19 protein-coding genes are annotated in these 23769 nt (G+C 47.7%); 9 read left to right on the top strand and 10 right to left on the bottom strand.

All coding sequences use genetic code 11. The features are described 5' to 3' along the window. The first annotated feature begins 44 nt into the window (after window positions 1-44). Together CHI14_RS16755 and CHI14_RS16750 are read left to right on the top strand one after the other, a co-directional pair. A complete protein-coding gene (locus tag CHI14_RS16755) occupies window positions 45-461 on the top strand; it encodes a hypothetical protein (RefSeq protein ID WP_095289643.1) in 417 nt (138 codons plus the stop codon). Window positions 462-567: 106 nt separating this feature from the next. Then, on the top strand, window positions 568-891 hold the full coding sequence (locus CHI14_RS16750) for a hypothetical protein (RefSeq protein ID WP_141236697.1): 324 nt from the start codon (window positions 568-570) through the stop codon (window positions 889-891). Window positions 892-1224: 333 nt separating this feature from the next. Here CHI14_RS16750 and CHI14_RS16745 read toward each other — a convergent pair whose 3' ends face one another. The 5 genes from CHI14_RS16745 to CHI14_RS16725 all read right to left on the bottom strand — a co-directional run bounded on the left by CHI14_RS16745 (window position 1225) and on the right by CHI14_RS16725 (window position 8426). Continuing rightward, a complete protein-coding gene (locus tag CHI14_RS16745) occupies window positions 1225-2103 on the bottom strand; it encodes an amidohydrolase family protein (RefSeq protein ID WP_095289641.1) in 879 nt (292 codons plus the stop codon). Further along, window positions 2090-5260, bottom strand: coding sequence for a GNAT family N-acetyltransferase (locus CHI14_RS16740; protein WP_095289640.1), 3171 nt, complete (start codon window positions 5258-5260; stop codon window positions 2090-2092). Before CHI14_RS16740 ends, CHI14_RS16745 begins: the two co-directional genes overlap by 14 nt. Window positions 5261-5619: 359 nt before the next feature. Next, a complete protein-coding gene (locus CHI14_RS16735) occupies window positions 5620-5886 on the bottom strand; it encodes an AbrB/MazE/SpoVT family DNA-binding domain-containing protein (protein WP_095289639.1) in 267 nt (88 codons plus the stop codon). Between the two features lie 210 nt (window positions 5887-6096). After that, window positions 6097-7305 (bottom strand): MFS transporter, encoded by a 1209-nt coding sequence (locus tag CHI14_RS16730; protein ID WP_095290127.1) that lies wholly within the window; start codon window positions 7303-7305, stop codon window positions 6097-6099. Window positions 7306-7391: 86 nt separating this feature from the next. Beyond that, on the bottom strand, window positions 7392-8426 hold the full coding sequence (locus CHI14_RS16725; RefSeq protein ID WP_095289638.1) for an ROK family protein: 1035 nt from the start codon (window positions 8424-8426) through the stop codon (window positions 7392-7394). A 184-nt stretch (window positions 8427-8610) separates the two neighbouring features. Between CHI14_RS16725 and CHI14_RS16720 the strand changes: the two genes are divergently transcribed. From CHI14_RS16720 to CHI14_RS16705, 4 genes are all read left to right on the top strand, one after another. Further along, window positions 8611-8955, top strand: coding sequence for a hypothetical protein (locus tag CHI14_RS16720; protein WP_095289637.1), 345 nt, complete (start codon window positions 8611-8613; stop codon window positions 8953-8955). 119 nt (window positions 8956-9074) lie between these two features. Then, window positions 9075-9689: a TetR/AcrR family transcriptional regulator gene (locus CHI14_RS16715; RefSeq protein ID WP_095289636.1), complete on the top strand. Its 615-nt coding sequence runs from the start codon at window positions 9075-9077 to the stop codon at window positions 9687-9689. 149 nt (window positions 9690-9838) lie between these two features. Next, complete coding sequence (locus tag CHI14_RS16710; protein ID WP_095289635.1) at window positions 9839-11164, top strand: amidohydrolase family protein; 1326 nt, start codon at window positions 9839-9841, stop codon at window positions 11162-11164. 16 nt (window positions 11165-11180) lie between these two features. Continuing rightward, window positions 11181-11840 carry a DUF554 family protein gene (locus CHI14_RS16705; RefSeq protein WP_095289634.1) on the top strand — a complete coding sequence of 220 codons (660 nt, stop codon included), beginning with the start codon at window positions 11181-11183 and terminating at the stop codon, window positions 11838-11840. Between the two features lie 83 nt (window positions 11841-11923). Here CHI14_RS16705 and CHI14_RS16700 read toward each other — a convergent pair whose 3' ends face one another. Continuing rightward, window positions 11924-15454 carry an S-layer homology domain-containing protein gene (locus tag CHI14_RS16700; protein ID WP_095289633.1) on the bottom strand — a complete coding sequence of 1177 codons (3531 nt, stop codon included), beginning with the start codon at window positions 15452-15454 and terminating at the stop codon, window positions 11924-11926. 728 nt (window positions 15455-16182) lie between these two features. Between CHI14_RS16700 and CHI14_RS16695 the strand changes: the two genes are divergently transcribed. Beyond that, entirely contained in the window at window positions 16183-17490 is a 1308-nt protein-coding gene (locus CHI14_RS16695; protein WP_249281150.1) for a DUF4990 domain-containing protein, read from the top strand. Window positions 17491-17612: 122 nt separating this feature from the next. On the opposite strand, the gene CHI14_RS16690 is transcribed toward CHI14_RS16695, so the two are convergent. Next, a complete protein-coding gene (locus CHI14_RS16690) occupies window positions 17613-18071 on the bottom strand; it encodes a MarR family winged helix-turn-helix transcriptional regulator (protein ID WP_095289632.1) in 459 nt (152 codons plus the stop codon). A gap of 148 nt (window positions 18072-18219) precedes the next feature. Here CHI14_RS16690 and CHI14_RS16685 point away from each other — a divergent pair, with 148 nt between their 5' ends. Further along, on the top strand, window positions 18220-19098 hold the full coding sequence (locus tag CHI14_RS16685; RefSeq protein ID WP_095289631.1) for an SDR family NAD(P)-dependent oxidoreductase: 879 nt from the start codon (window positions 18220-18222) through the stop codon (window positions 19096-19098). Between the two features lie 143 nt (window positions 19099-19241). Here CHI14_RS16685 and CHI14_RS16680 read toward each other — a convergent pair whose 3' ends face one another. Further along, window positions 19242-20069 (bottom strand): sugar phosphate isomerase/epimerase family protein, encoded by an 828-nt coding sequence (locus tag CHI14_RS16680; RefSeq protein WP_095289630.1) that lies wholly within the window; start codon window positions 20067-20069, stop codon window positions 19242-19244. A gap of 198 nt (window positions 20070-20267) precedes the next feature. On the opposite strand from CHI14_RS16680, the gene CHI14_RS16675 reads away from it, so the two are divergent. Continuing rightward, window positions 20268-20972 (top strand): DUF6199 family natural product biosynthesis protein, encoded by a 705-nt coding sequence (locus tag CHI14_RS16675; protein ID WP_095289629.1) that lies wholly within the window; start codon window positions 20268-20270, stop codon window positions 20970-20972. A gap of 133 nt (window positions 20973-21105) precedes the next feature. On the opposite strand, the gene CHI14_RS16670 is transcribed toward CHI14_RS16675, so the two are convergent. Further along, entirely contained in the window at window positions 21106-22428 is a 1323-nt protein-coding gene (locus tag CHI14_RS16670) for an LLM class flavin-dependent oxidoreductase (RefSeq protein WP_095289628.1), read from the bottom strand. A 2-nt stretch (window positions 22429-22430) separates the two neighbouring features. After that, window positions 22431-23663: an MFS transporter gene (locus CHI14_RS16665; protein ID WP_249281149.1), complete on the bottom strand. Its 1233-nt coding sequence runs from the start codon at window positions 23661-23663 to the stop codon at window positions 22431-22433. Window positions 23664-23769 lie beyond the last annotated feature (106 nt).

The following is a 23769-nucleotide window of genomic DNA, read 5'->3' as shown; positions in this document are numbered from 1 at the left end:
CGTATAATCAAAGAACTACATATTTATTAGGGAGAGAACTGAATTTGAATACAAAAATGCCCACATTGTTAAACGTTATACGCTCACTGCTTGGGGTACAGATGATCTATATGGGAATTGCCACAGGCTTTGTAATCTACGATATGCTGCGCCACAGTGCAGATTACGCCGCGTTTCCGCTATCTGATCAGGTCGCTTACTTCACGAGTGCAGGAGTTCGTATTCTGCTGATCCTGGGGCCCCCGATTCTGACCATGATATTCATTGCAAAAAGAAGATATAAACTGACCATGACCTTCATGAGTCTTACCTTTTTGTTCACTGCCGGATTGCTTCAGAATTTTCTAGTCGTTCTGCATTTGTTCATGCTCCTTGTACTCCTGCTCCACAAACCGAGCAAGATGTATCTCAAGCAGGAGGCTCATGTGCGGCAGTATTCCAAGCGGGATTTGCAAGTATAGATTTAGTTGTAGAATGGAGTCTGTGAATAGAATGAAAATGCCAAAATGGTTCAATGCCTTTTACTCTCTACTCTGCCTCAAAGTTGTCTATGAGGGGTACTCCCTTTTGAAAGCAATCTCTTTGTTTCTCAGCGGCACGCTGGATAACGCTCCTGTTGTACTAGCGGATGCCATTACCCGGTTTATTTTGCTTGGCCTTCCCGCGATCTGGATCGTGGTTTGTATCGCTCAACGTAGGTACACCAGAACCATATTTGCGCTAATTTTGGCATTACTGCTCGGTATAGCCCTTCCACCCACCTGGGGTCAAACGCTATATCTATGTTCCATCCCATTCCTTCTGCTCCATAAGCCTAGCAAGGATTATTTAAAACGTCCCAAGGAAGAGCCCTCGGCCATTCGAATTCCTGTCAAAAAGGCTCGTATGTAAATGAAATCTGATAACGTAACTTGATTCTCCTTGCGGCAGAAAAGCGCTCTTGGTCAGACTGGTTGGGGCTCCGATTGTTCTATAACGGGACTTGCTCAATAGATCGGATCCATTCTCTTACTGCAGACAGAGAAGAAGAACGTTGTTTTAAATGGAAAATTGAAGAAGCTTGGTTAACGTTATAATAAATCCTTCTAGTTAAAAAAGCTCCTGCCACATATGTGGCAGGAGCTTTTTTGCGATCGATAACTTATCGTGAACGATCATAGTTAACGCAAACGTCATATTCCGAATATTTATCATCTTATAAATATATTCCTTGAACCGTTCTTCTTAACCCAGCTGTGCAATTCGCTGCTCTATGCGTGGAAATAAACGGAATGCATTCTCATAGAACACCTTGTCATGATGCTGCTCCGGCACAAGCCTGCGGATGAATTCGGCATACAGATCGATCGGCGCAAGCGGCCAGTCGGTTCCGAAGAGCATTTTCTCGTAGTGATCGGAATACACCAGCGCCCGGCGGAAATGGTCCATGAAAAGCGGTTCATTCATGAACCGTTCAAAATGGGGACGATCCCCCACCACAAGGCCGGACAAATCTGCATATACGTTAGGATTCTTCGCCACTACTTCGGCGGCATCCATCACCCAGGGATCACCCAAATGGCAGATCATGAAGTTCACCCCGCGCTGTTGATAAGCTAGCTCATCCACAGTCAGCGGATGGGCATACTTCAGCAATCCATTCATGGAGTAGGTGTCCCCCGTATGAATCACGACGGGTATATTGTACTTGGCTGCCAGCTCATAGATCGGAGTATAAATCTTGTCATGGACATAGTAATGATAGTACCCCGCGTACAGCTTGATACCCGCTACCTCGGGAGCTTGCAGCCTTGCTTCAATGCGATCCAATTCTTCCTGCGCGTGTTCTCCCCCAAGCCGATTCGGATTGACACCGACGCACTCCATCAGAAAGGGCGGAACCGTTTCTTCCAAATCAAGTCCCATCGGGTTGGGTGAACTGGAGTCCGGAAAGGCTCCCTTGGTCTGCTCGGTTACTCCCATGCCAATACCGAGAATAACGTCGTTCTTGTCAAACTCCGCCTTGAGGCCTGCGGCAGAGTAATCGACTCGGGCCAGATCGATCGCCGTTCGATGAAAGCTGTCAATGTCAGACAGATGAATGTGAATATCAATGATCGGCATGCGTGTTCTCCTTTTCAACAGTTGTGTTCTCAAAGGATAGCTTCAACAGGCTGCGGACATCTTCCGTATGCAGAGGAATCTGCCCTAAGACCAGATAAGTCGGTTTCATCCAGGCAGTCTCCCCATTGGACACCGGCAGATGTTGATGCACATTGTGGCTGAGTACCTGGTTGTTCACATATACCGACGGATTATGATTGGGATAGGCATCTACGGCATGAAGCATGTTTTTACGCGTAACCGCACCTATTCGCAAGAGTCCCTTCAATTGAAGACCTGCATCCACTTTGCCCAAGGAGAACCGTCCTTGCTCGGGATGTTCCAGCCAGCCTTCGGCAAAGATGGGTGACGGCCTGAAGAAATGATCTTCGGTAAGCGAGTAATCCACCAGCGCCAACCCGGTTTCGTTCGTCACCGAATGCAGCGAACAAAGAACAGGCACGCCAGGCAGCATGAGGTAACGCTGTTGTACCGTGATCCCCCGATTCGCTTCCTGTTTCTCGATCCGGGTCGTCATGCAGATTCCTGTCCAGACGTTTCCGTGATCATCCTTCTGTTCCGTCCACTCTGTACTTCGGTGCTCCTGCTGACGGCTGAAACCATTCATGCCGGGAATTCCCACACCAAGCCCGCCGTACCACGGATTCCACCAGGAACGCGGAGCAGCTTCGGGATACGAACTGTCTAGCCATTCCTCACCCTGATACGTCAAGGAATGCACAACACTTCCGAATCCGGGTGCTGCTGCTATTGAGAGAACACCATTGCTCACCGTGTACACCGGTCCTGCCTGCCCTTCTTCAATCACACAGTCAACAGCGGATTGCGTCTTCGGGAACCAGAGAGCGGTCCGTTCCTGAATCCGATCCTCCCCGCGATATACGGCCCGAATCTTCCAGCCATGTTCACCGTTATCCTTTGCCACGGTTTCCTCCGGGGAGAACTCCAGCTGTACAGAGCGAAGATCCTGCTCCCGGTTTAATTCCATATCTGCAACTTTAAACTCCGATGCACCACCGTTCTGCGCATACAGCTCCAGATTTCCGGCTAGGGGTATCATTTTTCGCTCCATCCATTCGGCCTGCAGCTTCCCTCCTTCAAATGGATTACCACCGCCTAGAGCCAGTTCAAGATGGTCATCCAGCACAGGTACAATCAGATCGCGCTCTTTACGTGCAAAAGAACGGAAATCCTTCCACTTAACGAAGGTGTTCAACGCAAATACAGTCTTCTTGGTCTGCACAACGGCCCCTGCTGGCATCCGGCCAAGCTCATGCTCCAGCCCTAATGTATATTCCGGACGAAGCAGCTTCAGGGAAGGGTCCCAATAGATACCACATGCTCCATACGCTTCCTTGCAGAAAAGCCAGTTCTCCGTGATTTGGGCACTATCCCAATGGCCCGGATCGCTGGAATACGTATCACCCATGTCCACGTACCGACCTTGATACGGCAGAATTAGCCGATTCCCGAAGAATCCGAAGTTGGTCATCAAACTCATATTCTCTTCCAGCTCTGTACTGCGCGTATTGATTATTTCGTGGTTAAATTCCGCAATGCCGCTGGCAAACAAATGGACAACAGACTTGATCTGCAACCCAGGAAAGTCCTCCGATTCATAAAGAGCTTCAAAAACCTGACTGTCCCCTTCGGAATAGATGTTGACTTCTCTGGCTTGTTTCTTGGAAAACTCCTCGGCAAACGGCTTACCCAGCTTCGGGTAGGTCCACCAGAACGTATGGTGAGAGCCCGGATATTCGATCCACATCGTATTATCTTGTCTGCTCATATGAAGGGAGAATGCTCCATTCACAGCTACCCATTGATCCCCATGCTCTCCGCCATAACGCCCTTGGGTTCCCTTCATCAGGACGGAGAGTTTGCTTGTGAAAACGACTGGCTGGTGACCTGCCGGAACAGCTGTCACTTCCACCTTCCTCGAATAGAGTCCATACGAGCGCAGGATAAAGGGTACAGGTATCGAAGCTTTACCCTTCGCAGGCACGGTGAGGCGTACCGAAGGCTCTGTCCATTCCAGGAATTCATCCTCAGGCAGGTCAAAAGCAAACTCGGCCTCGGCATCATAATTGTTCTCCACGTTCAGAACCAGCCCTGCCGGGACGCCTGTGTACAGTTCCTTCACGGGCAGTACCATGTTCAGCTTGGCTGGAAACTTCGGTGCAACGCCTATACGAAACTCCGCTTTCCTGCCGTCAATCAGCCATGTGCTGGCGACAACAGGGTGGGTCTTCATCAGGTTCTGTTCCTCTGTGACCGGGTCCAGATGGAACTCGCCTTCCACCACGATCGCCTCTCCCGGAGCCACTTCTCTTGCAGTGTCCAGATCAAAGCGGATATTTTTGTTATCCTGCCCCTTGATTTCAAACGTCTGCTCAGATGCTGAGCAGTTCTTGATTCGGTAGCGAACCTTGTATGTGGAGCCAAACACCAGATCATGGTCATCGATCTCTGAGGAGATTACGAAATCTGGCGTTTCGAGTGCGGTCAAGCCGCGACCGGATTTCTCGAACTCGGCGCGCAAGGAGATATCTCCCTTTTTCCAAGTGTAATCGAAGAAATCAAAGCCACGCTCCCGCCTGCCATCCGGCTCAATGACGAGTTCACGCGTACTGTCGGTATACCAATCCAACACCTCGAAGTATGGAGCGAGCGCTTCGGTCTGCAAGACGGTCGGGATAAAGTTCATTAGGTGTACATTGTCCTCTTTTTTCTCCCAGAAGAAACCGCACTTCTTGTACATCGGCACAGCCTTGGTGTTGCCTGCCCACGTGAACAGATCGAGGCGGGGCCACCCCGCTTCCACGGTTTTGCGAACGGCGTTCAGGATCAGATTGCGGCCAACCTTATGGCCATGATAATCGGGGCGCACGTTCAATAACGGTACATACAGCGCACCTTCATCGAAACGGTAGTGGGCAAAACTGCAAAAGCCAACCACTTCATGCTCATGAACCGCGAGAAACACATGCAGATTGGACGAACTCTCCATCTCCCGGCGCACGGTATCCTCCGTTCTCTGGTTCGTACCGCCTCCCCAGCTTTCATTGCTGCGGTTCCACATGTCTGCCAGTGCGGCAGCGTAAGAGTGATCGTATTCGATAATGCGGATCTGTTCTAGATTTGAAGTTACTGCCATGTCTCTATCCCCTTTGCTTTATGTATAGGGTGGTCTTCGTACTCGTTCGTGATGACCCGAATATATCCGATAGCCACAGAGATGATAGAGTACGTGTTTGCAGAAGCTATCGATAGTATGATCATACTATAAATGGGAAACATTTTCAGAGGATTAAAATATTTCTTTTCACCAGGAGTGTCTACTAGATGCACTTAATCACCGGATAAATTCCATATCGAAACAATATAATTCGTTGCTTTATTAGAACTAGGTAAAACAAGAACAGAAGAATCCGAAAATTCCTTTCGGAATAATAACCAAAAAATCCACGTCATTGAGATGGACGTGGATTTAAGTATGGGATCTCGTTTGGGAACTCAAAGCAACTCGTTCCCTTCCGTGCCAAAGTCTATTTCATCGTGTCGTTTAACCTCTTTCACTTTAGAGAGCAGAGTCTTTAGATGGGAGCGCAGTTCCTCATTGGAATTGGTCAGTTTGGTATTTGGGCGCAACAACAATTCATTGTCTGCCGTCACTAAAATCTCAATTTCCGAACCTTCCTCCAGATTAAGACGTTTAAGTACTTGGTTAGGAATACAAATTGCAATACTATTTCCCCATTTCCTAAGTATGGCTGTAGTCATGGCAATCTCATACCTTTCGTTTGATAGTTGCTCTAATTATACCTCACCCTGAAATATTTTCTTAAAAACCAAAAAAATGCATTTATCCGTCTACGGCTAGCTAAAATAATAGCATCATGTATCTCAGAATCAATAAATAAAAGAACCCCCGTTTAACTCCAACGAGGATTCCCATGCCATCTCACATAATTAAATTAAATAGAATGATTACTAAATCAGCTCCTGCTTCCGTTTCAAATACACAAACAACACCACGCCCGACGCCGCACAGATCACAGCGCATAAACCGATGAACCCATAACCCGCCTGCAGACCGCGAAGCAGCCCCAACGGAGTAGCTGCACCATACGCGTTCTTCACGCCTTCAATAACCCAGCCAATCGCATAGTTACCAATGACGCTGCCGACCCCCATCAGCGTAACGGCAAACGTTATGGCGGTATCACTTCCGTTTGGATACCTTTTCGCAATAAATGCCATCACGGTTGGATAGATCATCGCAATACCTGCACCGGACACGGCAAACAGGAACGCCAGCCCCTCACCGCCCGCGATGGCCGCGAACGTACAGATAGCGGAGAAAGCCGAGAAAACAATCAATGAAAGAACAAAACCAATCCGGTCCGTAAGCGGACCGAGCAGCAGACGCCCGAGTGAGAAGCTTAGGAAAAATGCAGACAGCATCCCCGAAGCCTTCACGGTGTCCCATGTATACGCCTTTTCCAGGAAGTTTACAAGCCAGCCACCCACGGCCAGTTCGGATACCACGCCAAAAGAAAGAATCAGCACCATCATCCAGATGGCCGGATCCCGTGTCAGCATTTTCAAAGAAACTCGGTCTTCATGCGGAAGATCATCTCCCGGAAACGAACTAAGCATCGCCGCAATAATAGGCAGTAGGCAGAGGGACAACATAGCCAGATACATGCCGCGCCAGTCCAGTTCATGCCCAAATACCGTCAGTGACATGACACCTGTTGCCAGCAGAGGAGCTACGGTAGAACTCAGACCATAGAAGAAATGGGACAGGTTCATCATCATGCCTGTATTTTTCACAAAGATCCGAGCACCCAAAATCGCTAGCGCAATCTCCAACATGCCGTTACCGATGTACATGAAGAAATAAGATGAAGCAAAGAGCGGATATGTATGGGATAAATAAATGAACACACCCGAGAGAATCATGGAGGCAAAGGAGATAATGCTAACCGCCTTGATGCCCCATTTGCGGACCAGGATCGCCGTGAATGAACAAGCGATCAGGTACCCCAGTGCGTTCAGGGATAACAACGTTCCGAGCTGCTTCTCGTCCAGATTGAAGTCGAATTGAATGCGAGGAATCGCCGGCCCTTTAATATTTTCCGATATGCCAAACACGATAAAACCAATAAAGATTGTCGCCAGCTGCATGGCATACATCTTATTAAACTTTTTCTTACTCGCTTGCTGCTCCAAAATGAGTACCTCCTGTTGTATAAGACAAATAACGATTCGTCACATATGATCTACCATTTTTTCTCGATTAACTGGATGCGGTAGGTTAAGCTCTCCAACGTGACATCAACCAGGCCGGTAACATATTCACGTCGTGTGTCATTTTGAATGATGACTTGTGGCATATGCTCCTGTGGAATGGTTTGCAGGCAACCCTGAATCAGATCGTGCTGCATGCCAGAGTCCATCGTGTCCCCCGTAATGACGATCGCTGCCGGGTTAATAATGACAATGATGGATACCAGCGTTTTGACTACAAGCTGATGCAGTCCCTCGGGAATTTGCAGCAGCTGAAGCTGTTCTTCGGCTGACATCCCAAAAGGCAGGTAAGATACCTCGCCGCTAAAATGCGTGTTCCCTTTCAACGGGTGACCATCAATGATGAAACCGGCCCCGGGATAATGATTTTTCGGAAAAGTGACCACCGCAAAGTTCTTCTCTTCCTCAAAATGCTGCTCGTTGTACAGTCCGTACACCGTCAGATTCATGTCGTTATCAATAGTGACTTCCACGTCATCGAATCGCTCCTTGAGTTTCGGCCCCAGCGGCTGACCTGCCAGACCTGGCACATCGCAAATGCCTATCATTCCGTTGTGTGCCACCCCCGGTATACCAATTCCGATCGCCTGCACATTGTTGTACTTGTCAATCAAGGCTGCAATCAGATCCTCCACCGTAGCCACGGTTATCTCATCGAAAATAAGCGCCTGCTCATCCTTTATCTCACCATTCAGATTAGCCTGAAGATGCGTGATCGAGTGAACACCGCCCTCTGTTCGAATAAACACGCATAGCACGCTGGCATAATCCGCATTGAATTGATATCTGCTCGCAGGTCTTCCCCCGCTTGATTCGTCTGGGCCAAGATCGATAATCTCCCCCGTCTGGAGCAGCTCGTTCAGAATCGTGCCGCAGGTCGCAACACTGAGTTTTGTCAGGTTCGCAATGGAAGACTTCGTTCCCACGCCCGTTGATCTAAGCGTGTTCTTCACCAGCTCCACATTAATTCGCTTCACCTGCTGGGTGTTGTGTGATGTAGGCTGCATTTCGAGTTTTACGCCTCCTTTCCAGTAGATCTGACGCCATTTACTGAATGTTTTTAAAAGTATTTTAATAATTGAAGTTTAGGGGGACTCATGGGGAAAGTCAATGATTAATTGAAAGCGAGAACATTATTATTGATACTCGGGTTGTTTAGCCATAGTATGTTCTCAAAGGAGGTCAAGGATTATGAGAATAAAACGACTACTTATTATAAGCTTCGCCATCTTGGTTGGCTTACTATTGCTGAGTGAATTATTCATTTGGTCTTCGGGGAGAATCGGATTGATTAATACAGTAAGTAGAATGATTTCAGATGCACCTAATATAGAAATACAAGGCAAGAGATTATCTTACCAAGGAACAGTGAGTTTTGAAGATACGCATAGTCTTGAACAATATGCATCCAGTGACGGGGGCAAAGCCCTGTACAAAGCAAAAGGTACTCCAATACCACCTCCATGGATTTATGTTAAAAAAGATGAAAACCACTTTTTTCGATATAAAATTCCACAGATCCCTTGGCGCATGTGACTATCCAACCCGATCACCGAATCGTATACTTCAAGATCTTCTCGCCCCCATTGACAAACCCACAAAATAGGAATAACCTAATAACGAATCACTCATTCATTATTAAGGAGTCGTTCTCAATGGTGCAAGCCAAGAAAGACGAAGTCAGGAAAGAAATTGAATACGCGGCGCTCAAGGTGTTTTACGAGAAAGGCTTTGTGGATGCCAAGATGAGCGACATTGCAAATGAAATCAATATTTCGGTAGGCAATATCTATACGTATTTCAAAAACAAAAAGGATCTGTTCTACGCGGTCGTTCCGCCCGATCTGGTGGATTATCTGAAAAAAGTGCTGGTCGAGACCATTCACTTCGATAACCAGAACTTGTTCGAGACGGAAACGGATAGCGAAAGGAAATCGGCACTTTTACAGGAGCAGGTTGACGTATTACGTAAATACCGGAACCAGATCATCATCATTTTCGAAAAGAACAAAGGAACGATCTACACCAACGCTAAGAACGAGCTCGTCGAGACCATGGTCGAAACCAAGAAAGCCTATCTCAAAAAGCAGTACAAGCATTATGAGATTGGAATGGAAGAACACCTGATCTTGCTCGATATCCTCGCGCACAATGTGATCGGCATGAACCTCGATTTGTTAAAACGAGACATGAGCGAGGACAGCCGCAAGCAGATTTTTGAAGCATTATATGTATACCGGTTATACGGCATGAAGAGTTTGAGCGAATAAGCCGGCTGGCACAGCGTGCAGATCAGGTCAAAAAGGTACTTGGTCCGCACGCAAAAAAATGCCTAATCCAACACCCTTATTTTTTTGACTTAAAAATGAATTATTAATTCAATTTTAAATTCGATTCTCATTTCAAGGAGGAACACCCAATGACGAAAACAGCTTATGCATTAAAGAACTGCCATCTGATTCATGGAGACCTTAATCGCAATCTGGAGAAAAACATGACTGTCCTGGTCAATGAGCAAGGGCTGATTCAGGGGATTGGAAAATCAAGTGAACTGGCCATTCCGAGCCACTATAAGGTCATCGATCTCTCTGGAAAATACGTGATGCCTGGCTTGATCAACGCTCACGTTCATCTCTTTGCAGATGGTAAGCCCTTCAGCCTGTCTGTCAGTGAGGGCATGCTGCAATTCGCATATGATCGAATCCTGAACACGAAATTCGGCAAAAACGTTCTGAAAAAACGAATGAAACGCAATGCGCTGACCGCACTCCACGCGGGCGTAACCACGATGCGCAGTGTCGGTGAATTCTTCTATACCGATGTAAAATTGCGGGATGAGATTAATAACGGTGAATTCGTTGGCCCTAATCTGCTTGTCTCTGGATTTTTTCTAAGCGTAACGGGAGGTCATGGTGCTCCTTTCCTGGCTCTGGTCGGGGACTCCCCTTGGGAAGCTCGCAGGAATGTACGCATCAATGTGAAGAACGGCGTGGATCTCATCAAAATCTGCGTGACTGGCGGCGTTACGGATGCCAAAATGGTCGGCGAAGCAGGCCGTTTGCAGATGACGGTAGAGGAAGTTGCCGCGATCTGCGAGGAAGCCCACAAAATCGGGTTGCGGGTGGCAGCTCACGTGGAAAGCACGGAGGGTGTCAGGGTCGCATTAAAGGGCGGCGTCGATACCATTGAGCACGGCTCCGAGATGGATGACGAGATTATCAGCTTGTTCAAAAACAATCCGAATGCCCTGAATGGCTATACTGCGCTTATTCCAACTTTTCTGGCTGCTTATCCCTCTGCTCTGCTCGATACCAGCGTAACGAAGGTGAGTGCAACCGTGAAAGAAAACGCCAGACTCGTGTATACATCCATGTTAAAAGGTGCGAAGCAGGCCATCGACAACGGCATTACCATCGGTCTTGGCACCGATGCCGCCATGTCGTATGTGACTCACTATGACATGTGGAGAGAGATGGACTATTACATTAAACAGACTAATCTTAGTAACAAGCAGCTGATCGATATGGTTACCCGAACCAACGCGAAGATCCTGGGCATTGAAGACGTTACAGGTACGGTCGATATCGGAAAACAGGCCGATCTGATCGTGCTGGACCAGAGCCCGCTGGATAACATTGAAGCACTATCCGATGTACGCATGGTCATGGTCAAAGGAAATCTAATTCAAACACCATCTGTGACGAGAATACAGCAAGTAGACGATGTTCTAAACTCGGTTTGGTGAATTCAGGAGTGAAATCATGTTAGGAATATTAGTTAATTGCTTTTCCATTGTATTCGGAAGTACGCTGGGAGCGATAACCAAAAAGTTTGTCAATGACGGATATAAAGCCATCCTGTATCAAGTCATTGGGATCAGCGCAATCATCATCGGCATTAGCACAACCATTAACAGCATCTCTACCAGTCAGTATCAGGTCATGTTTGTTATCTTTCTTACGATAGGCGGCATTATCGGTCAACTGATTAATTTCGATCAGATCTTGTCCAGGATCATGACCCGCTTCTCATCCAATGGACTGAATGAAGGCTTAACGGTTGCGATCTCTTTATTGTGCTTAGGGTCGATACCCATTCTCGGACCGCTGCAAAGTGCACTGCAGGGTGATAACACCTTTTTGCAGATCAACACCATTTTCTCGGGCATTACGGCATTAATCCTGGCTTCCTCCTTCGGCTTCGGCATCATGCTTTCAGCAATTATTTTATTTGTCATCGAAGCTATGGTCTTCTTCTCGGCTGATTTTATCTCCGTATACATGACGGCCAACATCATTAACGAAATCACGCTGATTGGTGGTATTCTGGCGCTCTGTACCGGATTGAACGTTCTGAAGATTACGGAGATCAAAGTATTGAATCTGCTGCCGGCCTTATTTATTCCCATTTTGGTGCTATAAAAAGATTCAATCAACTAAAAAGAGAGGAGCGCCACCTCGACCTCGTGGCACCCCTCTTTTTTAACAATACATTCCTTTATTCTTTACAGGTACATCGCAAGCAGGAATTTATAAATCATGGCTGTTGCTTCCGCACGAGTCGTCATATTCTCCGCGCGAACCGTATGATCCGTATACCCATTAATAATATTAGCTTGTACAGCTGCATCCATGGCTTCCTGTGCCCAAGCTGGCGTTTGTGCTGCATCGGTGAAGCTTGGTTTGGCATTCTCACCGTTCGTTCCTGCTTGAACATCACTCAACTTCAACGCCTTCGCCATCATCACAGCCATCTCCGCACGGGTAATGGTGCGGTCCGGCTTGAATGTATTATCTCCATAGCCTGTCACTATACCGGCTTGCACGGCAGCTGCAATCTCGGACTTCGCCCATGCAGGTACAGCTTCCTCATCGGCAAATGAAGTCGTGGACGCTACCGTTTGGAGAGCCAATGCTTTGCTAAGCAATGTGACAAACTCAGCTCTTGTGATCTCCTTGGACGGTTGGAATGTTCCATCTGCATACCCTTGGATGACGTTCATGCCCATCAGACGATCCGCATAATCAGATGCCCAGTGTCCATTTAGATCCGTCAGATCCGCAGGTGTGTAACTGGAGACAACAAAGGTACCCAGGTGATTCACCTTCGCCGTAATGGTTCCAGCAGCATTCGTTTCCCCGCCGACAAAAACCCAGCTCTGACGAGCTTCGTTATAATAATAGATTGCCGGCTTCGTTCCGCTTATCAAACCTGTCGGATCATAATTCAGGCTCAACTCAGCCGAATGGTTTAACGTCCGTCCACCTGAGCGGCTAATCTGTACCGCTTGACCTAGCACGTTCAGCGAAGCTGTATTCTGCAGTTTGTCCTTTGCAATCACGGACAGCTGTAAAGTATCTTTTTCCCCAACGGCTCCAGCCGGAGCGTTGAATTCTACCACGTTTTTAATCCCCGTCTGTACTGGCTGGTTCGCTTCCACCTCTACCTTCACTTCAGTGGATGAATCCGATCCGGTGTCCGGAGTGGATGGTGTTGTAGGAACGGCAGGGGTTGTCGGTACGCTTGGCGTGCTTCCTCCCGTATTGCCACCGGAACTGCCTCCATTACCGCCGCCTGATCCACCGCCATTGTTCGAACTGGCTTGTACCGTAATGGTACGTTTGACTTCTTCTGCTGCATTGCCAGCGATATCTTTTACGTTATAACGAATCGTATAGATTCCGGCTGTTTGCGTGTTCACGGTGCCATCCATCTGTACGGAACCGCTGATCCCCACATTGTCGGATGCCAATGCTCCAGGCTCAGTGTAGGTATCCCCCACGTTCAATGTCATCTGACTGCTGCCTTGCAGCGTGATCACCGGAATTTCACGGTCGATTTTGATCATCACAGGTAAAGTATACTCACTGTTCAGATCGTCTGTAGCTCGGAACAACAGGCTGTGTTCTCCAGGCTCGGCGATCTCCAGAGGTGTATTCGCGGTATAAGGATCATACGTTTGACCTCCATCACGGGACAGCTCGATGGTCGCCGAAGTAGCCGGTGCATAAACCGCGCTGGTTACACTTACGTATACAGACTGGTTCGTCCATGTATCCGTATGATACGGCTGGCCGTCTGTGGTCGTCATATTGCTTTTCAAAATCAGAACCTGATTATTCGTGCCCTCTACGATGACAGTGAAGACTTTCGTTTGAGTTTCGCTGCCGCGTTGTACCGTTGCCGTCAGTTCCAATCGTTCATTGTTATCCGGTTGTGTCAGCAGCTTGCCTTGATTATCAATCAATGCCGGATTGGAACTGGACCAAGCGATCGTTGCTCCATGCTTTCCTTCAACAGGAAGAGTGAGGTCGGACGTGACTGCGTTCAGGTCCCCCAGATCAATCGCTTGGAGCGTGTCATTTACCGCCTGTACATCACTGTAAGGTGCCGCGTTCACGAAGATCGGATTGGAGTAGAACCACAGATCCCGATAATTGCTATCATTGATTTGGTTGAAACGCGTTTCCGCATCAGAAGTTGTGTTCTTCGGATCCAGCTGGGGTTCGCCATTCACCGTCTCTCCCGGAACATTCATATCCAGATTCGTCCCGCGCAGGCGGAAATACTGGTCTTGATCCGTCGCTTTGATCTTATACGTGATGACATGGTAGCCTTCGGCATCTGTCGTCCAATCGTCCGATGTGAAGGTAGCCAGCACGCGGGTGGAATCGTTGGTATCCTTGTTATATGCGGCTGTACCCTTCTCGGCCTTGCCTGTCACATCTCCTGCAATCAAGTCGACGTGATCTACTACAGGTACCTGTCCAGCCGACGTACCGCTGTTGATTGGTGTTTCATAGTTATTGCTCGTGGTTGGGCTCTTGAACCGGATCTTCAGCTCCACTTCATCGCCCTGAATCACGTTCAGATCCTCACCCATTTCAGCCTGAGCGCCTGCTCCGGAAGCGGTGAAATCCAATGCGTTAATCAGATCACCAAATACGGAAAAGGATTTTCCTGAACGAAGGCCTTCCAGCACGGCCTGCATTCCGCTGCCCTCAATCCACGCGTAAGTTTTGGCATATTCCCCAGGGAAATAACCACTGGAATTCGTGCCAATCGTCTTGAAATGGTAATCCGAGTTACCATAGTTCCAGAAGTGGCGACCTTCTCCCAGGAGTGCGTCCCACAGTCCGCCGACTTTGGCCACCATGTAGTCTACACCGCCATATGTACGGTATTTGTACCCATCGTCTGCCGTCGGATTAGACACGTTGTAGGTTGTGTTATACCCGCCACGATCCGGTTCCATCTGGTTACCCAGCATACCTTCGATACCGAATACCACTTGTGGTGCCAGATCGTTGAAATCACGGAAGTCTGCAATCGTATATTTATTTTTGCCACGCGAAGGATGGTTGATCATCGCATAGCTCGTTGTTGGATAGTTGGTTTTCAGCCAGTTAATGGCAGTTAGGGCATCCTGATGTGTCGTATAGGCACGTCCGCCTTCCTGATCCCAGGCCGCTACATCCGCCGGATCAAACAGACTCGCATCGCGATTGGTAAAACGATATTCGAATTCTTTGGCAGCTTCAAGAGCTTCGGTCGAATTCGGTTCATCTGTGAGAATACCCACCCCAACGTGTTCATGCGTCGGCATGTCCCATTCGAAGCCGGAGAAGATCGTTTTGCCTGCATATTTGCCTTGCTCCTGTAGTGCCTTGATCTGTGGTACCTGATATTCATTCATCCCCACGGACATCGGAATGGATCCACCAGGGATTTCATTTCCGTTGTGATCCCGCTTGGATAACCGCAAATGATCCGTCAGCGCGATCCAGTCCAGCCCATATTGCGTCAAACCCGCGTCCAGGACGTTCTCCAGCGAATTCTGCGCATCATCTGATTCAAAGGTATGTACGTGCAAATCCCCCGTTTGCCATGAGCCTGCAGCCATGCTGTTGACTGGCGTGTTATCTCCCGCAGCTGCATGGGTAATCGCCGCCGGAAAAGCTCCCATGACCATCCCTGCAGCCAGGGGTATCAGCGTAAGCATAGCCAGCATTTTCTTTCCTTTTTTGTTGAACAACCTGATCCCTCCACCCGTTCTGTGTTGTTGTGCCGGGAGTAAATATATGAGACTTTGAGGGCAGGGTCAACGCGTTGAAAGCGCCTATTAAAAATTTTACATAGAGCTGCATTCATTTACGTTCTATTAAAGCTTGCTTTTGCTGCATGCATATGATGTATGCTCTCAAAATCTCTCATTTTATGAGTCAGACTTGAAAAAATGAAGCCGATCCAGCCTCTCGCAACGTTCAAAGTTTGTTCACCATTCAGGAAACTTTCACCACTCTTGTGGATGACAGGAAGAGCTTTGTGAGAATTCCATGATAGATGGGATCAAGCTAACGAATTATGTAAAAATCGTCCTGTGAACATGATTCCAAACACTGTAATACATACGATCCATTTCAGAGATATTCATGAGCTCTACATCCCAAGGATACTCGGTCAATGCTCCCTTTTGGCTTGAATTTTACATCTCCAGTTACGTAAAAAGATTGTTAATGGGATGTTAATCTCAATGGCAAATCTACTACATATGAAGAGGCAAAAATTAATTTCAACAGAGGCTGACTTTCCCCATCAAAAGCTTTCTTATAACACCATTACTTTATACCTAAGACGTACTGCAAAAGAATTATTTCATCGTTGTTTTATAAAAATCTCTATACGGGGGACCGATAAAAATCATGCGCCATGGTTGCTAAGACGTCACCAAACCATTGATTGACCCAAAAGGAGAAAAGCATTGTGAGAAAACTCGGGAGTTTATTCATCATTTATTCCATGCTTACAGCCTTGTTTATGACAAGCTCTGTTATGGCAGCTGGAGATACATTGGATTCAGGGAAAGAAGGAACCATTGCTACTATAAGTGCGACGAGTTATTACGTCTCTCCGAACGGCAGTGACACCAATGCGGGAACGATAAATGAGCCATTGAAGAGCTTGATGCAAGCCCAGTCCATGGCTTCGTCCGGCGATACGGTCTATATCCGCGGCGGAGTTTACGATGATTTTGAAATCGCCAAAACGGATAGTAATTATAATTATGTTCATGCCTTCAACAAAAATGGAATTACCTACGAGGCATATCCGGGTGAAAGACCTGTTTTTGACTTCAGTCATGTCCCAACCAATTTACGTGTGGCTGCATTCTTTGTTGAAGACCGGACAACAGGAGTCACTTTCCAGGGATTCGATGTCACTGGTGTTAAAGTAGGTGAGCAGCCTCAATCGGAGGCTTTCAGAATCAGAGGGCAAGCCGACTTCGTGAATATGGCCGCTTACGGGAATGAAGCGATTGGTTTTTACTATACAGGGAATGGAACAGGAACCGTTCTTAACTCGGATGCTTATGACAATATTGGCCCAACGGATGTATCTGCCGGGAATACAGATGGATTCGGAGCTCATGGTGGAGCGGTCTCGTTCATTAATTCTCGCGCCTGGAATAACAGTGATGATGGATTCGACAGCATCAGTTCTAAGGGACCTGTGGTGTACGATCATTGTTGGTCGTTTAACAACAGGGGCAACCAGAATGGCGTAGGCGACCAGAACGGATTCAAAGTCGGAGGATACGCCTACCGGACAACCGACATTCCAGATCCATTGCCTGTACATACCGTCAGATATTCACTTGCCGTGAATAACGGAGCGAATGGTTTTTATGCGAATCATCAGCCAGGACAATCCGCTAACTGGACCAATAACACGTCATATAATAACAGCCGGGCCAATTATGATATGCTGGAGCGCGTTAGTCCAACGGATATCACCAACATTCCTGGTTACAGGGAAGTGTTACATAATAACATTGCCTTCATGGGGACAACCATCAAAAACGATAACCACCCTATCGAAAATGTGTCCAATAATTCTTGGACCATTGATGGTGGCCTTCAGCTCACCCCAGAGGATTTTGTAAGTCTGGATACGACTCAATTATCAGCAGCCAGAAAAACAGACGGCAGTTTACCTGATGTCACGTTCATGCTTCCTGTAGATACAAGTACTTTATTCAAACATGGTCTAGGATACCTTGCCGACAAATAAAACTCTGTTTTATCCTCAGTAGATCATAAGGTGATGTCCAGCGGAAATGTGGATATCACCTTTTGATTTTTTTACAATGGCTATGTTTATATCAACACAACTTGCGCTACATCCCCCCACAACTACCCCTCCAACCCGTTAAACTGCCGAAGCATGGTGGTGAAATGTCCCAGTTCTTCATCATCCCATCTGGATATACGCTCATAAAAGGCAGACTCCTTCTCCTTCAGCGCATTCACTGTCGACTGCTCGCCAAGCTCTGTCAGAGACAATAGAATGCCGCGCCGATCATCAGGGTCCTGCTCCTTGCTCACATATCCCGACTTTTCAAGCTGCTTAATCAGACGACTTACCGAGCTGCGGTCCATGGCAGTCGCTTCTGCCAAAGCTGCGGCACTTGTTGGACCATAAGAGTACAGCCACCGTACGAGGTGAAAAGCAGCAGGCTGCAACGTCGCATCAAAACGCTCGGCAGACCGAACATTGAGTGCATGCGAAGCACTAATCAGAGCATGGATCTGCTCACCAAGGGCCAGTTCCAGGGTTTCTCTATCTTTTGTTTTGGCTGCATGTTCACTCATTTTGTTGTTCCCCTCTCTTTCATTCATTAAAGCAGGGCTTCAGAATATATAGTTGACAAATATCAATTAATATTCAATTAATATATGTATAGTTGATTTATGTCAATTATATCTGCCGACTCTGTTCGTGTCAAAAGGAGGCTTAACCATGAAAACAACACAGCCCATTATTGTAATCACCGGAGCAACAAACGGATTGGGGCAGCTTGCTGCCATCGAACTTGCCAAACGTGGTGCATCGCTTATACTTACAGCCCGTAGCGAAGAGCGCGCCGAGGCCACCAGGAACAAAATCAGGGCAATCGTGCCCTCTGCCAACATCCACTTTTTCTTCGGAGACTTATCCTTGCTAAGTGATGTAAAACGTGTTGGGCTTGAAATTACAGCTGCGTATCCACGTATCGATGTACTTTTGAATAATGCCGGACTCCATGCGTTTGAGCAGAGAGTGACTTCTGAAGGGTTTGCCGAGATGATTGCCGTGAACTATTTGGCCCCTTGGCTGCTAACGTATACGTTGCGCAATTCCCTGATTCAGTCGGGCCATGCCCGTGTTGTGAACGTTGCATCTGAAGCCTCACGGAATCACGGTCAACTGGTGCTGCCGGATGACTTGATGGATACCACTCCTTTTACTGCACGCGGTTCCTCTCCGATCTATGGCAAAACCAAACTTCTCAATATTATGTTTACCAGTGAACTAGCCAGACAATGGGATGAGACCGGGGTTTGTGTGAATGCCTTGAATCCTGGTTTCAATGTCACCGGCCTTGGTCGGGAGCTGTGGTTCGCGAGTGTGCTGGAGCGCATCTTAACGTTTCTGCACATCGGCGACCCGCGCCGAGGGGCGGACATCATGACTCGTCTGGCTGTGGAGCCCAAGTTTGGGGAGGTTTCGGGAGGTTATTTTAACGTGGGCAGCGGAGCGGCTATTACGCCTGCAGCTCCAGGCGGAGATGCCGAAATGCAACACAAATTGTGGGCGGTAACACATCAATTGATGAACGAACGTGGCTTGCTTGATTAAAAGTAGCTTATTGATAGATGTAAGGCCAATTTGCCCCTTACGAATGCTTATACAATACTCCACTTCCACCTTGGTTAGGGTAAATTGTTTATATAAGGAAACGAAAAGACCCGTACATCATGTACGGGCCTTGTTCCATCAATTTATAACTCCGCAAACACCTTGTCAAAGCCTGCCTTTGACTTGGCAAACAGCTCGCTTGAATCAAGTGTTGATGCAGGGGCCAGAACTTCCTGAGCTACAGGGCCCGTGTAACCAATGGCCTTCAGATTTTTCAGGAAACCCGTCAGATCAATGACTCCCTCGCCTGGGTAGAGGCGCTGATTATCAAGCAATTCTTCAATTGGCAGATCAGAAGCATCATTGATATGAACGTGAACAATCTGTTCCTTTTTCAATTGCAGCATCTCTTCCATACGCAAATCAAGCGTATGCCAATGATAGGAATCCACCAGTAAGCCTACATTGGGAGCATGAATGGTCTCGATCCAGTCCAAGGTGTCCTCCACACTCCAAATAAACGGATTCTTCCACTGGGTCCGCAAATGATGGGGGCCGACAAACTCCAGCCCCAGCCGGATACCGTAAGCACCCAGGATATCTGCGCAGAGCCTCAGCCGTCTGGTAGCCGCCGCCATAAAGGATGCTGCAGGCTGATCGGTCGAGGGCAGAACATAGGTGCAGCAAGTAAAGCAATTCAGCGAAGCGGAGGCTTCGGCCATTTCAACCAGAGATTTGAGCCCTGCACGAAACTGCTCTTCCGAGCCTCTCCAGTCCACGGTTAAATCCGATGAACCGATGATCACCTGATTATGTTCCAATAGATGTGCAGCTTGTTCCTTCCCGTACTGTTGAACCAATGAGAGCGGATTCAAATCTACGGATTGGAAGCCATATTTGGCTGCATTCGTAATATATTGTTCATCAGACTCGATCTTCCCCAAACCCGCTTTCGTTAATCCTCTAATCATCCCAATCTCCTCCTGTGACTTGTCTAATAGGCAACAACTGCTGCACCCTCTCAAGCTCAAATTCAGGGTATAAACTCATAATAACAGCCACGTCCAAAAAAGAAACCAGTATGTTCCATTTCTTTTTTTTGCAGAACCCACTGCAACCAGTTCCTGGAATTTACGTAATAGAGAACAAAGTGGAAGGAAGGCGTTCATATGATAACAAGGTTGCGAAAAATCAAATCCCCTACCCTTATTTTCTTTTCATGCGTTGTGGTTGTGTCTGTGATCGTTGGCTTCCTATCCAAGCCTTATTTCACGGAACACATATTCTACGCAGACAATCACAAGTATTCATTTGATCGCCAAGAAGAAAACCAGTTGATATACCGGAGTAGAACGGCTGATTCCATTCAGGTAATAGTGGGGCAGCAGAAGCGCACCGTATTCATCGACGATCAGAAATATATCATTACCGAACTCAGTTCCAAACCTCATGCAAAATATAGCGTGTTATACCCCAAAGGAGACACGTATGAGGTTCAGGACCATGGCGGTATATTAAGAAGTTTTGATGAAGAAGGCAATATCATAACTTCCATCGCTTTTTACGTTAACAACCAGAGAATACTTAGCGAGGACGAAGAGCAATTTTCACCGGATATAATCGTGACTGCTGCTTACCCGATATACCATCACACGCAAGGTGAGCCTGTCTACCTTTTTCTCGCACTCGCCGGTTTGATATTTGGATGGTGCAGCTTCTACTACCGGAGGTTTCAGGATATCCTCTTCCTCATCTCCCTTCGTTGGATCTGGGTGAACGACCCCGAACCTAGCGACTTTTATTACTTGATGACCAGTATTAGCGGCATTGTTGTCATGATGGGATCCGTTTGGATTTCCTTCAAAGCATTCTGAACCAAGCAGATTTGCATACAAATAAGCGGTGATGACGTTGAAGATACGTCATCACCGCTCTTTTTTATCCCCCTATTAACGGGACTTAGATCAAGTTTGCCAAATGTGAATACCCATCGTCATGTTGCTCCACTTAGTTCACACGTTCCAGCGTGTACCGATTACGCGGAATTTCGAGCCCCAGGGTCTCCCGAAGCGTCTCATGCTCATATTCTGTCCGGAATAGCCCTCGTTCCTGCAGAATGGGGACAACCAGATCCACAAAATCCGCTAGTCCATTCGGCACAACCGTACGGATATTGAATCCGTCTGCGGCTTCGCCTTCAAACCACTCCTGGATCTGATCGGCGATCTGCTCGGGTGTTCCAATGAATGAGGTTCGCGGCGTTGACGCTCTTAGCGCGACTTGGCGGAGAGTCAGCCCCTCTTCCCGTGCCTGCTGCTTGATCTTGTCCGTTGTACTGCGGAAGCTGTTGCTGCCCACATCACCTAACTCAGGGAAAGGCTCGTCAAGCGGATACTTTGAAAAGTCATAATGGTCAAAATAACGCCCCAAATAATTCAGCGCGTGGTCAATACTGACGAGGCCGGCAATTTCCTGATACTTTTGCTCTGCCTCTTCCGCTGTTCTGCCCACAATTGGACCGATACCCGGGAAGATCAGAATGTCTTCAGCCTGACGTCCATATGCTAACGCTCTTGCCTTAACATCCAGGTAAAACTCCCTTGCTTCCTCGAACGTTTCATGTCCCGTATATACAGCATCTGCCGATCTCGCTGCCAGGTCTTTGCCGGATTCGGATGAACCTGCCTGGAAAATGACCGGATAACCCTGCTTCGAACGTGCCACATTGAGCGGTCCCTGTACAGAGAAATGGTTCCCTTTGTGATTCAACGTATGCAGCTTGGAAGGGTCGAAGAAGACACCATTCTCCTTGTCCCCTACAAATGCATCATCCTCCCAGGAATTCCATAGTCCTTTGACCACATTCAGGTGCTCTTCAGCAATTTCATAGCGAAGCGCATGGTTTGGATGCTCGCCTTTGCCGAAGTTAAGTGCCGACCCTTCCAGTGGGGAAGTGACTACGTTCCAGCCCGATCGTCCTCCGCTGATCTGATCCAGTGAAGCAAATAGCCTCGCTACCGTAAACGGTTCGCTGTAGGAAGTTGATAATGTCGCAACCAGCCCTATATTGGAAGTGGCTCCTGCCAGCGCAGATAACAGGGTCAATGGCTCGAAGCGATTCAGGAAATGAGGATTGGATTTTTCGTTAATAAAGAGACCGTCAGCAATAAATAGGAGATCGAACTTGCCTTCCTCCGCTTTACGCGCCTGTTTTTTATAAAAATCAAGGCTAACACTGGCATTAATCGGAATGTCAGGGTGTCGCCAGAAGGAAATACTATTCCCGACTCCGTTCAGATTGGCCCCCAATTTCAGTCGTCGTTTCGTCATATTCAAGTCCTCCCTATGTTTTCGTGAGTAATCCGATCACTCTTGTTCATTTGCTTCATATCACTTGCCTTTACTACCCAGGCAGCCCCGAGAAGTACGATCCCTGTGAGCAGAAAAATAAAAGGAATGCCTGTCCATCCACCAAGAAAGCCGCCAATTAAAGGCCCAAGCACAATACCGAATTGGCTCGCCGTCTGGCTGAGACTAACTGCCCTGCCCCGAAAATCGTGCTCCGCATATTTGATAATTAATGCATTGAGAGCCGGGTAGACCGCAGCGAAGAACAGACCATAGATAAATCGCAAACTTCCAAAATACACGAGATTATACGCGGTTAGCTGAAGAAGACTGCCAATACCGCCACCGATCAGCCCGATAAACAAGGTTTTCTCATACCCGATCCTGCCACCAATCTTTCCCCATCTGGGTCCCATAATGACTGTCGCTACGCCGATGGCTGAAAATACGATGCCTGCACTGAGTGTCGCATGGCTTACATCTCCGCCGATCTGAACGACATACAGCGTAAGCACCGGTTCAATGATGAGCACGGACGTGGAGACGAGTAAAATGAGGCCATAGATCCGCATTAAACCGGGAGTGGATGCCGCTCTCTTCAGATCACCCAGAATACTGGTGGAAGCCACTTTATGGCTTCTGCGCGACTCTTTTACGCCAAGAACCAGCAGAGCCGAGCACAGTGTAATGATCCCGGATGCAATGAAGCATCCCCGCAGTCCAATCCATTGACTGAGCACTCCTCCAGCAAGAGGCCCAAGAATTCCGCCTGCAGCAGTGGATGTGGAGATGACACCCAGCGCGTAGCCGACATGTTTCTCCGGCGTATTCGTGCCCACCAATGTGATGGAGGCCGGATTGAATCCTGCCATGAGTCCCTGAAAGACCCGAACAGCAATAAAGGTGTAAGGATCCTGAACAAAAAAGTTGGCAGAATGGGCAATCGCCAGCCCAACACCCGACCGGATCAGCATCAGCTTGCTGCCGTATTGGTCAGCCAGTGATCCCCAGAAGGGCGCACATAGTCCGCTGATCAGAAAGCTGATTGAGATTGAGACACCGGACCAGGCCTCCAGCCCGCTCTCAATTCCGAGATCATTTTGCAGGAACAGAGGAAAGAACGGCACGGACAAGGTGTACGCCATATGATTGAAAAAAAGCCCCAACCACAGAATATACAGATTACGCTTCCAATCCGGCATATCGGTATTCTCCATAGTATATAATTCCTATAAAATAAGTAGGTTATTATCCATATTAGGATACAGATACAGGAAAGTATAATAGAAATGTTCAATAGACCCATTCAAGAATTAAATGAAT

It is taken from the genome of Paenibacillus sp. 7516, from assembly GCF_002272715.1.
In the GTDB taxonomy this organism is placed as follows: domain Bacteria; phylum Bacillota; class Bacilli; order Paenibacillales; family Paenibacillaceae; genus Paenibacillus; species Paenibacillus illinoisensis_A.
This window is presented reverse-complemented; position numbering and strand designations above follow the sequence as displayed.

Bases quoted from the DNA above. Each gene is read 5' to 3' on its own strand.
- CHI14_RS16745 (WP_095289641.1), bottom strand. From the start codon at position 2,103: ATGCCGATCATTGATATTCACATTCATCTGTCTGACATTGACAGCTTT.
- CHI14_RS16740 (WP_095289640.1), bottom strand. From the start codon at position 5,260: ATGGCAGTAACTTCAAATCTAGAACAGATCCGCATTATCGAATACGAT.
- CHI14_RS16735 (WP_095289639.1), bottom strand. From the start codon at position 5,886: ATGACTACAGCCATACTTAGGAAATGGGGAAATAGTATTGCAATTTGT.
- CHI14_RS16730 (WP_095290127.1), bottom strand. From the start codon at position 7,305: ATGTATGCCATGCAGCTGGCGACAATCTTTATTGGTTTTATCGTGTTT.
- CHI14_RS16725 (WP_095289638.1), bottom strand. From the start codon at position 8,426: ATGCAGCCTACATCACACAACACCCAGCAGGTGAAGCGAATTAATGTG.
- CHI14_RS16720 (WP_095289637.1), top strand. From the start codon at position 8,611: ATGAGAATAAAACGACTACTTATTATAAGCTTCGCCATCTTGGTTGGC.
- CHI14_RS16715 (WP_095289636.1), top strand. From the start codon at position 9,075: ATGGTGCAAGCCAAGAAAGACGAAGTCAGGAAAGAAATTGAATACGCG.
- CHI14_RS16710 (WP_095289635.1), top strand. From the start codon at position 9,839: ATGACGAAAACAGCTTATGCATTAAAGAACTGCCATCTGATTCATGGA.
- CHI14_RS16705 (WP_095289634.1), top strand. From the start codon at position 11,181: ATGTTAGGAATATTAGTTAATTGCTTTTCCATTGTATTCGGAAGTACG.
- CHI14_RS16690 (WP_095289632.1), bottom strand. From the start codon at position 18,071: ATGAGTGAACATGCAGCCAAAACAAAAGATAGAGAAACCCTGGAACTG.
- CHI14_RS16685 (WP_095289631.1), top strand. From the start codon at position 18,220: ATGAAAACAACACAGCCCATTATTGTAATCACCGGAGCAACAAACGGA.
- CHI14_RS16680 (WP_095289630.1), bottom strand. From the start codon at position 20,069: ATGATTAGAGGATTAACGAAAGCGGGTTTGGGGAAGATCGAGTCTGAT.
- CHI14_RS16675 (WP_095289629.1), top strand. From the start codon at position 20,268: ATGATAACAAGGTTGCGAAAAATCAAATCCCCTACCCTTATTTTCTTT.
- CHI14_RS16670 (WP_095289628.1), bottom strand. From the start codon at position 22,428: ATGACGAAACGACGACTGAAATTGGGGGCCAATCTGAACGGAGTCGGG.
- CHI14_RS16665 (WP_249281149.1), bottom strand. From the start codon at position 23,663: ATGGAGAATACCGATATGCCGGATTGGAAGCGTAATCTGTATATTCTG.